This is a genomic window from Candidatus Omnitrophota bacterium (genome assembly GCA_023819145.1).
Taxonomy (GTDB): Bacteria; Omnitrophota; Gorgyraeia; order DTHP01; family DTHP01; genus JBFWKV01.
The window spans coordinates 55,023-66,866 of the sequence record JAMWCW010000002.1 but is presented as its reverse complement, the minus strand read 5'-3'; the positions used below and the strand labels follow the sequence as shown (position 1 = coordinate 66,866).

Annotated in this window: 12 protein-coding genes; all 12 read left to right on the top strand. The window is 36.9% G+C overall.

Annotated features, from left to right (window positions below; translation table 11 throughout):
• Positions 1-9: 9 nt before the first annotated feature.
• Positions 10-1,194 (top strand): phosphoglycerate kinase, encoded by a 1,185-nt coding sequence (locus NC818_01285; GenBank protein ID MCM8783402.1) that lies wholly within the window; start codon positions 10-12, stop codon positions 1,192-1,194.
• Positions 1,195-1,269: 75 nt separating this feature from the next.
• On the top strand, positions 1,270-2,049 hold the full coding sequence (gene tpiA / locus NC818_01280) for a triose-phosphate isomerase (GenBank protein MCM8783401.1): 780 nt from the start codon (positions 1,270-1,272) through the stop codon (positions 2,047-2,049).
• Between the two features lie 43 nt (positions 2,050-2,092).
• Entirely contained in the window at positions 2,093-2,452 is a 360-nt protein-coding gene (secG, locus tag NC818_01275) for a preprotein translocase subunit SecG (GenBank protein MCM8783400.1), read from the top strand.
• Positions 2,452-4,206 (top strand): ABC transporter substrate-binding protein, encoded by a 1,755-nt coding sequence (locus NC818_01270; GenBank protein ID MCM8783399.1) that lies wholly within the window; start codon positions 2,452-2,454, stop codon positions 4,204-4,206. Before secG ends, NC818_01270 begins: the two co-directional genes overlap by 1 nt.
• A gap of 25 nt (positions 4,207-4,231) precedes the next feature.
• Entirely contained in the window at positions 4,232-5,197 is a 966-nt protein-coding gene (locus NC818_01265) for an ABC transporter permease (GenBank protein MCM8783398.1), read from the top strand.
• Positions 5,190-6,311 carry an ABC transporter permease gene (locus NC818_01260; GenBank protein MCM8783397.1) on the top strand — a complete coding sequence of 374 codons (1,122 nt, stop codon included), beginning with the start codon at positions 5,190-5,192 and terminating at the stop codon, positions 6,309-6,311. The genes NC818_01265 and NC818_01260 overlap by 8 nt, the downstream gene beginning before the upstream one ends.
• A 43-nt stretch (positions 6,312-6,354) precedes the next feature.
• Positions 6,355-7,314 carry an ABC transporter ATP-binding protein gene (locus NC818_01255; GenBank protein MCM8783396.1) on the top strand — a complete coding sequence of 320 codons (960 nt, stop codon included), beginning with the start codon at positions 6,355-6,357 and terminating at the stop codon, positions 7,312-7,314.
• 36 nt (positions 7,315-7,350) lie between these two features.
• Positions 7,351-8,307, top strand: a complete 957-nt coding sequence (locus NC818_01250) for an ATP-binding cassette domain-containing protein (GenBank protein MCM8783395.1) — start codon at positions 7,351-7,353, stop codon at positions 8,305-8,307.
• Between the two features lie 96 nt (positions 8,308-8,403).
• Positions 8,404-8,853 (top strand): N-acetyltransferase, encoded by a 450-nt coding sequence (locus tag NC818_01245; protein MCM8783394.1) that lies wholly within the window; start codon positions 8,404-8,406, stop codon positions 8,851-8,853.
• Between the two features lie 80 nt (positions 8,854-8,933).
• Positions 8,934-10,208 (top strand): 3-isopropylmalate dehydratase large subunit, encoded by a 1,275-nt coding sequence (gene leuC / locus NC818_01240; protein ID MCM8783393.1) that lies wholly within the window; start codon positions 8,934-8,936, stop codon positions 10,206-10,208.
• A 1-nt stretch (position 10,209) separates the two neighbouring features.
• Positions 10,210-10,701 (top strand): 3-isopropylmalate dehydratase small subunit, encoded by a 492-nt coding sequence (locus tag NC818_01235; GenBank protein MCM8783392.1) that lies wholly within the window; start codon positions 10,210-10,212, stop codon positions 10,699-10,701.
• Between the two features lie 63 nt (positions 10,702-10,764).
• Positions 10,765-11,820 (top strand): 3-isopropylmalate dehydrogenase, encoded by a 1,056-nt coding sequence (locus tag NC818_01230; protein ID MCM8783391.1) that lies wholly within the window; start codon positions 10,765-10,767, stop codon positions 11,818-11,820.
• Positions 11,821-11,844: the final 24 nt, after the last annotated feature.

The window sequence follows — 11,844 nt, the reverse complement described above, 5'->3', positions numbered from 1 at the left end:
GGGAAATGTATGGCAAAATTAACAATCAGAGATTTAGATTTGAAAGATAAGTTGGTCTTGATGCGCGTGGATTTTAATGTGCCTTTAGATGAGAAATTAAATGTTACCGACGACATAAGAATTAGAGCGGCCCTGCCTACGATAAAATATGCTTTAGATAATGGTGCAAAGAAGATAATTCTCATGAGCCATTTAGGTAGGCCAGATGGTAAGGTAAAGGAAGAATTAAGACTAAATCCTGTAGCAAAAAGATTGGAAGAGTTGTTAGGAATAAGGGTAAAAAAACTTGATGACTGTGTTGGAGATTTGACTAAAAAGGAAATTAAAGAGTCTGCAGAAAAAATAATTCTTCTTGAGAATTTAAGATTTCATCCTGAAGAAGAGAAGAACGACTCTGGTTTTGCCAAACAGCTTGCTGCATTGGGAGATTTATTTGTTAACGATGCTTTTGGAACCTGTCATCGTGCGCATGCTTCTACAGAGGGTGTAACGCATTATCTTACATCCGCCGCAGGATTTTTGTTAGAGAAAGAGATTAAATATTTAGGTGAGGCTTTGGCTAATCCCAGAAGACCTTTTGTAGTTATTCTTGGAGGAGCAAAGGTTTCGGACAAAATAGGAGTTATTGAGCATCTTTTACCCAAGGCGGATGCGATTCTTATCGGAGGGGCGATGGCTTATACCTTTCTTAAGGCAAAAGACATAAATATAGGAAATTCGAAATTTGAGAAAGATAAGATTGAACTTGCTAAAAAGATTCTGGAAAAGGCGAATAATTTAAAGAAGAATTTAGTGCTTCCCTCTGACCATCTCATTGCCGATAAAATTGAACCTAATGCTAAAACGTTAAACACAAAAGATTCCAATATTCCTGAGGGATGGTTAGGAGTAGACATAGGAGAAAAAACTATTGATGCGTTCAAAAAGGTTCTTAAAAATGCTCAAACCATTGCTTGGAACGGTCCTTTGGGTATTTTTGAAACTGATTCCTTTAGTAAAGGAACAAAAGAAATTGCTCTTTTTATAGCCGGCCTTTCTGCCATTACCGTAGTGGGCGGGGGAGATACTGCTTCTGCGGTGGCAAAATTCGGAGTGGAAGAAAAGATGACTCACGTTTCTACAGGGGGAGGAGCTTCTTTAGAATATATGGAAGGTAAGGTTTTGCCGGGTATTGCTAGCCTTAGGGATAAATAATTTATACACTAATATAATAAATTGTTTGCTGAGCGTTAAATACACAAGGTAATTTGACAATTTAACAATAAAATTATGAGACGACCAATAATTGCCGGAAACTGGAAGATGCACAAAACTGTTACAGAGGCAATAGATTTAGTAAATGGCCTTAAAAGGAATTTTATTGATGAGATGGAAATGGATATTGTTGTTTGTCCTCCTTATACGGTTTTGTCAGAAGTAGAGGAAGTTATTAGGGATTCTCAGATTAAACTGGGTGCGCAGGATATGCACTGGGAAGATAAAGGCGCTTTTACCAGCGAGATTTCTCCGTTAATGTTAAAGGATTTAGGAGTTGAATATGTGATTATAGGACATTCGGAAAGAAGACAGTTTTTTGGGGAAACTAACGAAACAGTGAACAGAAAAGTTAAATCGGCTTTAAAGTATAAACTGATTCCCATTGTATGCGTAGGAGAAACTCTTGAAGAGAGAAAAAGGGGTGAAACTTTTGAAGTTGTCAAAGACCATTTAGAAAATGGTTTAGGAGGCATAGAAGTGCAAGAACCTTCGGACTTGGTGATTGCTTATGAACCGGTATGGGCAATAGGAACAGGAATAAATGCTACTGCCTCTCAAGCAGAAGAAGTCCATAGCTATATCAGGGATTTTCTGAATAAAATTTTTGGTAAAGATATTGCGGAAGGCATCAGGATTCAGTATGGAGGTAGCGTTAAACCTGATAATATTGAAGATTTAATCAGGGAAAAAGATGTGGATGGCGCTTTGGTGGGAGGAGCAAGTTTGGATTTAGTTTCTTTTACAGAGATTATAAAAAAATCTCAAGCGATTAATCAGCTTAAAGGCGCATGAGATTTATAGGTTTTAAAATAATATTCCCAGCGAAGGAGGAAGGATGTTAGGATTAATTATTGCTGTTCATGTTATTGTATGCGTCTTTCTCATTTTTCTTATTCTAATTCAGCCTGGCAAAGGTTATGGGCTTTCTGAAACGTTTGGTGGGCAAGCACAGACTATCTTTGGGACAAGAGCAGGGACATTGATTACGCGTATAACGGCAATTTCCGCAACGATATTTTTGATTGCCAGTTTAGGTATAGCCATTATCTCTGGCAAAAGGACCACTTCCATTATGGAACGTTTAAAACAGGGAGAAGTTAAGAAAGAAGTAGTAGGAGAAAAGTCCGTTCCTCCGGTAGAAAGTAGCCAAGAAGTTCCTTCCCCAATACAGGAGAATGCTTCGCCGAATCAATAATGTACAGAAGGATTATTGAAGTATTGTCTCTTTTATTCCTTTTGGGCTGTAGTGTAGAAAAAGGTTCTGTCCCTTCCAGTAAGAAAAATTTATCATCACCGCTTCCTCAAAATTACATTCCTTCCATCGGATCTTATGGCGGGAGTCTTATTTTAGCAACTATTGCCGACCCAAAATCTTTTAACCCCATTGTAGCTAAAGAGACTTCAACTACGGTTATCACAGGATTAATTTTTGAGGGACTTACAAGGGTAAATGGAATTACCTTGGATGTGGAACCAAATTTGGCAGAATCTTGGAGGATAGAAAATGATGGGCTTACTTATATTTTTAAATTGCGCAAAGATGTTTTCTGGCACGATGGAGAGAAATTTACTGCTGAGGATGTGGTTTTTACTTTTAATGAATTGATCTACAATCCCAAGATACCTACCAGTGCAAGAGATATCTTTACCATTGATGGGCAGTTGATAAAGGTAGATAAATTTAGTGATTATGAAGTTAGATTTGATTTACCCAAAAGGTTTGCGCCTTTTTTGATGGGGATGGGACAGGAGATTCTGCCTAAACATATTCTCCATAGACCGTTAAAGGAAGGAAGATTTAATTTTACATGGGGTTTAGACACTCCGCCTGAACAGATTGTAGGGACTGGCCCTTTTAAATTGGTAAAATATCTTCCCGGCGAGAAAGTAATTCTTGAAAGGAATGCTTTATATTGGAGGAAGGATAGAGAAGGTAAACGTCTTCCTTATTTAGAAAAGATAGTTTTTCTTATTGTTCAGAGTCAGGATACTGCTTTTCTTAAATTTAAAGAAGGGATAATTGATTACTATAGTTTGCGTGGAGAGGATTACCCCCTTTTAAAACCCAAAGAGAAAGAAGGGAATTTTACGATTTTTAATACTGGCCCTGTTTTTGGAGAGAATTATCTGGTATTTAATCAGAACAGAAGCATTAACCCCCAGACAGGAAAGCCATTTGTTGAACCCAAAAAGATAAATTGGTTTACCAATAGAAGATTCCGAGAAGCGGTAGCCCATGTTCTGGATAAGGAATCGATGATTAATATTGTGCTTAATGGTTTAGGTATTGCACAAGATGGACCATTGAGCCCATCTTCAGGATTCTTTTATAATCCTTACGTTAAGAAATACGAATACAATATAGAAAAAGCAAAAATGATTTTAAGAGAGGAAGGATTTGTTGACCGTGATGGTGATGGTTTTTTAGAAGATAGAGAAGGTAATCGCGTGGAGTTTAGTCTATATACAAATGCAGGGAATAATGAACGCGTTAAAATTGCTCAGCTTATTCGTAAGGACTTCGAGAAGATTGGATTCAAGGTTAATTTTATGCCTTTAGAATTTAATCTTTTGGTTTCTAAACTTGATTCCACTTTTGATTGGGATGCTATAGTCCTGGGATTAACCGGAGGAATTGAACCACACTTTGGTGCAAATGTTTGGTATTCATGGGGGCAGCTTCATCTCTGGTACCCCCGGCAAGAAAAGCCCGCTACAGATTGGGAGAAGAGAATTGATGAAATATTTACCCAGGCGGTTCAGGAATTAGATAAAGAAAAGAGAAAAAAATTGTATGATGAATGGCAATTGATTGTTTCTGAGAATTTACCTTTAATTTATACGGTATTACCTTTCAATATTTTTGCCGTGAGGAACAAATTCGGCAATCTCTATCCAACCTCTTATGGTGGGGCTTTTCATAATATAGAGGAAATCTATATTAAATAGCCAGTATTCAGTAACAGTATTGAGGATGAGAACATATATTTTAAGACGTTTGCTTATTTCCTTTCCTTTACTATTGGCAATTTCCTTCATTACTTTTCTATTTATTCAACTCGCGCCGGGAGACTATTTTGACACACTGAGGCTTAATCCTCAAATTTCTCCGGAAACGATTAGAATGTATGAGGTTCAGTATCAGCTCGATAAACCGTGGATAATTCAGTATCTTTGTTGGTTAAAAAATATACTTAAATTAGACTTAGGTTACTCTTTTACCCAGAAGAATCCTGTTACTAAGGTAATAAAAAGTAGGATTGGGAATACTTTGCTTTTGTCTTTTTCGAGTCTTTTATTTACTTGGTTAATTGCTATCCCTTTGGGCATATTTTGTGCCATAAAGCAGTATCGCTTCTGGGATAGATTATTTTCTGCTTTTTCTTTTATTGGTTTGTCTATTCCGAGCTTTTTTCTCGCCATACTCCTATTGTTTATTGCCAGTCTTACCGGAATATTTCCTACAGGAGGTATGCGCTCGGCTAATTTTGAAGAGTTTAATTTCTTTATTAAGATAATTGATATCCTTAAACACCTCGCTATTCCTACGATAGTAGTTTCCTTAGGCGCGATTGCTTCTTTACAGAGAATTATGCGGGGTAATATGCTGGAGGTATTGCGTCAACGTTACATTCTCACAGCGCGTGCGAAAGGATTACCGGAGAGAAGAGTTTTATATACCCATGCTTTGAAAAATGCGATTAATCCTCTCATAACCATTTTTGGATATCACCTTTCGGATATTTTGAGTGGTGCAGCCTTAACAGAGATAATCTGTAACTGGCCAGGATTGGGGTCGGTTATGCTTAGTGCAGTAAGAAGTCAAGATATATATTTGGTGATGGGAACCATGCTCATCAGCGGAGTTATGCTTATTATAGGGAATTTAGTTGCCGATGTTTTACTTGCTTGGTTTGACCCACGGATAAGATATGAATAAACAAATCCGAAATCCGAAGTCCGAAATCCGAAGTAAAACAAAGACTCCATTTCAGATTGCCCTTTATCGTTTTAAAAAGCATCGTATAGCGATATGGGGTTTCTGGATGTTGGTTGTTCTTTATATTCTTGCAATCTTTGCAGATTTTTTTGCCCCCTATAATTTCGATAATGAAAAGAGAGAAAATTCTTATCATCCTCCCACAAAGATATATTTTGCAAAAGAAAAGAGTCGGCTATATTTTTACATTTACAGATACCAACAGAAATTTGACGATTTTTATCGCCGTATTTATTATGAAGACAGGACGCAGATTTATCCCCTAAGACTTTTCTATAAAGGAGATGAATATAAATTATTAGGGATTTTTAAAACCAGGGTTCATCTCTTTGGTGTAAGTGAGCCGGCAAGAATTTATCTCTTTGGAGCAGATAGTCGTGGGCGAGATTTATTTTCTCGTATCTTACATGGGGCAAGAATCTCGCTTTCTATTGGTTTAGTAGGGGTAAGTATCAGTTTCTTCTTAGGGATGTTTATGGGAGGAATTGCCGGATATTTTGGGGGCAGAATCGACAATTTTATTATGCGACTCTGCGAGATTATCATGATGGTTCCGGGTTTTTATCTGATGCTTACTCTACGGGCAACTTTTCCTCTTAGTTTAAGTTCAGTGCAGATTTATTTTCTTATTGTTGTTATTCTTTCTTTTATTGGGTGGGCAGGATTAGCAAGAGTTATTAGAGGAATGGCTCTTTCTTTGAGAGAAAAAGAATTTGTACTTTCTGCGCGTGTCTCTGGCTTAAGCAACATAAAGGTCATCTATCGTCACATTCTACCTAATTTATTTTCTTATATTATTGTAGCTATTACGCTCTCTATCCCTGGTTATATTTTAGGAGAATCGGTTTTAAGTTTGATTGGTTTAGGGATACAAGACCCTTATGCCAGCTGGGGTAATCTTCTTTCCGATGCAATGGCAATAAGCGAGATTCAGAGGCATCCTTGGATATTAATTCCTGGACTATTTATTTTTATCACCGTATCAGCTTTTAATCTCTTAGGAGATGGATTAAGGGATGCCTTTGACCCGCATAGGACAATGAGTAAGCTCTAAATCAAATGCTGAAGTCGTTTAGAGTTCTGAGTTTTTGTAAAATATGGATAAGTTATTAGAAATTAAGAATCTAAAAGTATATTTTTATTCCAATGGGGGTATCACTAAAGTTATTGATGAAGTTTCCCTGGATATCAAAAGAGGAGAATTCTTTGCCGTTGTGGGAGAGTCGGGGTGTGGGAAAACAATGCTTGCGCTATCTATTTTAAACCTCGTTCCTTCTCCGGGTAGAATAGTGGAGGGAAATATCGTTTTTGAAGGAAAGGAGTTGATTAATTTTTCAGAAAGGGATTGGCAATCTCTACGTGGGAAAGATATAGCTATGGTTTTTCAAGAACCGCTTACTTCATTGAATCCGGTCCTTTCTGTAGGAACTCAGATAGTTGAGATGTTAGTTTTTCATCTCAAGATGGATAAGAGAGAAGCACGTCTCAGGGCTATTGATTCGTTAAGAAACGTCGGTTTTGACCAACCCGAAGTTTTACTTGATAGTTATCCTCATCAGTTAAGTGGGGGGATGCGTCAGAGGGCGATGATTGCCATGTCTCTTTGTTGTAATCCGAAATTATTGATTCTCGATGAACCAACAACTGCTTTAGATACTACCATTCAAGCACAGATTTTAGAATTAATTTTTAGAATAAAGAGAGAGTTTCAACTTACTTCTTTGTTTATTACCCATGATTTGGCTATTGTAGAAGAGATTGCGGATAGGGTGGGAATAATGTATTTGGGTAAAATTGTGGAAACAGGAAAGGTGGAAGAAATTTTCCAGAACCCAAAGCATCCTTATACACAGAAACTTCTTGCCTGTTTTCCAGAATTGAGCAAACCTAAAACTTTTCTCAACGCAATTCCCGGGCAGGTTCCCGACATACTTAATAGGCCTTTAGGTTGTCCATTTCATCCACGTTGTGAAAAAAGGGTTGGGATTTGCGATAAAGAATTTCCCGAGACATCCGAAATCACGGAGAGTCATTGGGTATGGTGCCACAATTTTTGAAAACTTAAAGCACGAATTTCAAATTTTAAAACACAGATGAATATTTTAGAAGTTAGGGATTTAAAGAAATATTTTCCGATTAAAAAAGGGCTTTTTTATAAAACTGTGGGATATGTAAAGGCAGTTGATGGAGTAAGTTTTTCTCTGGATAAAGGGAAAACTTTGGGAATAGTGGGAGAGAGCGGATCGGGAAAATCTACTTTGGCAAAAATGTTGGTAAGAATTATCCAACCTGATGCAGGGGAGATTTTCTTAAAAGGGAAAGAAGTATCTTGTCTTTCTGAGAAGGAGTTTAGGGCATTATTAGGATTTATTTCTATTGTTTTTCAAGACCCGTTTTCTTCCCTCGATCCCCGTTTTACAGTAGAGAAGATTGTTTTAGAAGGGATGGAATTGTCGAAAAAGACTAAGTATGAGAAAAAGACAAGAGTAGTAGAGCTTTTAGAACTTGTGGGATTATCCAAAGATGCTTTAGAAAGATTTCCTCATGAGTTTAGCGGCGGACAACGACAAAGGATAAGCATTGCCCGCGCTTTGGCAGGGGAAACAGAGTTAGTTATTCTGGATGAGCCAGTTTCTTCCTTGGATTTATCGATACAGGCACAGATTATCAATCTTCTAATAGATTTACAAGAGAAATTAAATTTGAGTTATATTTTTATTGCTCATGATTTAAGGGTCATTCGTCACGTAAGTGATGAAGTATGTGTTATTTATCGAGGAAAAATTTTAGAAAAGGCTAATTCTGAGGAGATTTTTAGAAATTCTCTCCATCCCTATACAAAACTTCTTCTTTCTGCGATTCCTACTTTAGGTAAAAAAAAGTTACCCGTTTCTACCTTAAAGATAACAGGGAAAGATTCAAACGGTAAAGATAGATTATGTAGTTTCTTACCGCGGTGTAGAGAAAGAAAGTCTGTTTGCGAAGAGAAGGAGTATGTATTAAAAGAGGTTTCTCCTGGCCATTGGGTTTCCTGTTGTCTTTTTGACTAAACTAATAATATTATTGTAAATAAGAGAAGATTATGGTAACATTTTACTCCATCTACAAAGATTAATCCAGGTTAATTCTTAAAAAAGGAAGTTAATATGATACGAAAGGCAAAGATTGATGAGGTTAAGGAGATTCAAAAATTGATTAATCTGTATGCTGAACGCGGTTTAATGCTTTACCGTTCCCTTAATGAATTATACGATAATATCCGTGATTATTTTGTTTATGAAGAAAGAGAGAAAATTTTAGGAACCTGTGCTTTACATATTTCATGGGAGGATTTGGCAGAGATAAAGTCGCTGGCGGTAGAAGAATCCGTACAACATAAAGGAATTGGATCGAGCCTGGTAAAGGAAGCGATTAAAGAAGCCAAAGCTTTGGGTATTAGACAGCTTTTTGTTTTGACTTATATACCCGAGTTTTTTGAAAAATTAGATTTTAGAAAGATTGATAAAGCGCAGTTACCTCAGAAAATATGGGGAGAATGCATAAATTGTGCAAAATTTCCTGATTGCCAGGAAGTTGCACTTATTAAAAAAATTTGAATATAATAACCGTAATTCGCTATTGGTAATCTGTGATTCGTAAGTAAGAAATTATGGGGGGATAGGGTTTAATTAGTAAGATGGGAATGACTATTACTGAAAAGATACTTTTAGCACATACCCGAGAGAAAGAAATTTACCCGGGAAAATTTATTTTTGCAAAGGTGGATTTTGCTTTGGGTAATGATATTACTGCTCCCTTAGCAATTAAGGAATTGGAGGAGAAGGGGATAGCAAAGGTTTTTGACCGTGATAGAATTGCCCTTATCCCTGACCATTTTACACCGGCTAAAGACCTTGCTTCTGCAAAACAAGCAAAGGTTCTGGCGGTTTTTGCTAAAAAACAAAAGATAAAGCATTATTACGAAGTAGGAAGAATGGGTATAGAACATGCTCTGCTTCCGGAGTTAGGTTTAATAAAACCAGGAGATTTAGTTATTGGGGCAGATTCTCATACCTGTACCTATGGTGCATTAGGAGCTTTTGCTACGGGAGTGGGTTCTACTGATTTAGCAGGAGCAATGGCTATAGGGAAGGTTTGGTTTAAGGTTCCTGAATCGATGAAATTTATATATTATGGAAAATTAAATAAATGGTTGACAGGTAAGGATATTATTTTATATACCATCGGAGATATTGGCGTAGATGGCGCTTTATATAAAGCAATGGAATTTACAGGTGAAACAATAAGAAAACTTGATATGGATGGACGCTTCACGATGTGTAATATGGCAATTGAAGCAGGAGGCAAATCAGGTATTATTGAACCAGATGAAATAACGGTAAAATATCTCAAAACTAAGAATTCAAAACTCAAAATTCAAAACAAAAGCTTAAAATCCGATAAGGATGCAAAATATATTGAGGTTAAGGAATACGATGTGCGAAAGTGGAAAGAACCAGTAGTTGCTTGTCCCGATCTTCCTTCTAATGTAAAACCTGTTTCTGAGTTGAGGAAAATAAAGATTAATCAAGTGGTGGTAGGTTCTTGTACTAATGGGAGAATTTCTGATTTGAGAATTTCCGCAAAAATACTTAAAGGTAAGAAGGTCTATCCTCAGGTGAGAATGATTGTCATTCCTGCAACACAAAGAATTTATTTAGAGGCATTGAAGGAAGGATTGGTTGAGATTTTTGTTAAAGCAGGAGCAGTTTTCTCTACTCCCACTTGCGGACCATGTTTAGGTGGGCATATGGGAATTTTAGATAAAGGAGAGCGTTGCATTTCTACCACAAATCGTAATTTTAAAGGGAGGATGGGACATCCGGATTCAGAAGTTTATCTTGCTAGTCCCAGCGTAGCTACTGCTTCCGCTATTAAAGGAAGGATTGCTCATCCTGAGGAAGTGATTTGAGATGGTAATTAAAGGGAAGGCATGGCTTTTCGGAGATGATATTAATACAGATTTAATTATCCCTGCCAAATTTCTTGTTACTACCGAAGCGGAAATATTGGGGAGAAATCTTTTTGCTGATTTGAGACCAGGCTTTTCACAGGGTATAGAAAACGGCGATATTATTGTAGCGGGTAAGAACTTTGGTTGCGGTTCTTCAAGGGAGCATGCTCCCTTGGCTATCAAAGGAGCAGGAATTTCTTGCGTAATTGCATTGAGTTTTGCAAGAATTTTCTTCCGCAATGCCATAAATATTGGCTTACCGATCGTGGAGTGTAAAGAAGCAGAAGAGATAAAAGAGCAAGATTTACTGGAAGTGGATTTAAAGGAAGGGGAAATTAGAAACCTAACTCAATATAAAGTCTATAAAATACAACCTTTTCCTGAATTTTTGCAGGATTTAATAAATCAGGGAGGGTTATTGAACTATATTAAAATCCGTTTTATTCGTTAAGTTCGTTGCAATTTCTTTTAGTAAAATAATTACACATTAATAAGTATAACGAGGTGATAAATTATGCATAAAATTGCAGTAATTCCAGGAGATGGTACAGGTCCTGAAGTGATTCGTGAAGGACTTAAAGTTTTAGAAGCGGTTTCAAAAATTACTGGTTTTCAATACCGGACAAAGATTTTTGATTTAGGAGGAGAAAGATATTTGAGAACCGGAGAGGTTTTTCCCCCAGATGTTTTTGAAGATATTAAAAAACACGATGTCATTTATTTAGGAGCGATTGGACATCCCGAAGTTAAACCGGGTATTTTAGAGAGAGGAATTCTTTTAAAATTGAGATTTGAGCTAGACCAGTATATAAATCTTCGTCCGGTGAAACTTTATCCGGGAGTGGAAACTCCCCTGAAAGATAAAGGCCCTGAAGAAATAGATTTTGTGGTTATCAGAGAGAATACCGAAGGGTTTTATGTAGGAGAAGGTGAGTTTATAAATAGAGGGACTAAAGATGAAATTGCGCTACAGATAAGCAGAAATACTTATAAAGGAGTAGAACGTTGTATCAGATATGCTTTCGAGTATACAAGAAAGAGAAATAAGAAAAGAAAACTTACTCTTTGCGCCAAAACCAATGTCTTGAATTATGCATCTGATTTATGGTGGAGGGTTTTTCAAGAATTGGCAAAGGAATATCCAGATGTATCTACTGATTATGCCCATGTTGATGCTACTTGTATGTGGATGGTGAAAAATCCCGAATGGTTTGATGTTATTGTTACAGATAATATGTTCGGAGACATCATTACGGATTTAGGAGCAATTATTCAAGGAGGTTTAGGAATTGCTGCTGGAGGGAATATCAATCCAAAAGGCATTTCTATGTTTGAACCAATTGGAGGTTCAGCTCCTAAATATACGGGAAAAAATGTTATTAATCCCTTAGCAGCAATTTGTGCGCTCTCTATGTTACTTGAAGGTGTTGGTGAAGAAGAAGCGGCTAAATTAGTAGAGAAATCTGTGATTGAGGTAGTTTCTAAAAAATTAAAAAGTCTTTCTGCAGGCAAGATGGGTTATTCTACACAAGAGGTGGGAGATTTGGTAGTAGAGTATTTAGATAGTTAGTATTAGGCGGATAAATAGGAGGTG

Bases quoted from the DNA above. Each gene is read 5' to 3' on its own strand.
- NC818_01285 (MCM8783402.1), top strand. From the start codon at position 10: ATGGCAAAATTAACAATCAGAGATTTAGATTTGAAAGATAAGTTGGTC.
- tpiA (MCM8783401.1), top strand. From the start codon at position 1,270: ATGAGACGACCAATAATTGCCGGAAACTGGAAGATGCACAAAACTGTT.
- secG (MCM8783400.1), top strand. From the start codon at position 2,093: ATGTTAGGATTAATTATTGCTGTTCATGTTATTGTATGCGTCTTTCTC.
- NC818_01270 (MCM8783399.1), top strand. From the start codon at position 2,452: ATGTACAGAAGGATTATTGAAGTATTGTCTCTTTTATTCCTTTTGGGC.
- NC818_01265 (MCM8783398.1), top strand. From the start codon at position 4,232: ATGAGAACATATATTTTAAGACGTTTGCTTATTTCCTTTCCTTTACTA.
- NC818_01260 (MCM8783397.1), top strand. From the start codon at position 5,190: ATGAATAAACAAATCCGAAATCCGAAGTCCGAAATCCGAAGTAAAACA.
- NC818_01255 (MCM8783396.1), top strand. From the start codon at position 6,355: ATGGATAAGTTATTAGAAATTAAGAATCTAAAAGTATATTTTTATTCC.
- NC818_01250 (MCM8783395.1), top strand. From the start codon at position 7,351: ATGAATATTTTAGAAGTTAGGGATTTAAAGAAATATTTTCCGATTAAA.
- NC818_01245 (MCM8783394.1), top strand. From the start codon at position 8,404: ATGATACGAAAGGCAAAGATTGATGAGGTTAAGGAGATTCAAAAATTG.
- leuC (MCM8783393.1), top strand. From the start codon at position 8,934: ATGGGAATGACTATTACTGAAAAGATACTTTTAGCACATACCCGAGAG.
- NC818_01235 (MCM8783392.1), top strand. From the start codon at position 10,210: ATGGTAATTAAAGGGAAGGCATGGCTTTTCGGAGATGATATTAATACA.
- NC818_01230 (MCM8783391.1), top strand. From the start codon at position 10,765: ATGCATAAAATTGCAGTAATTCCAGGAGATGGTACAGGTCCTGAAGTG.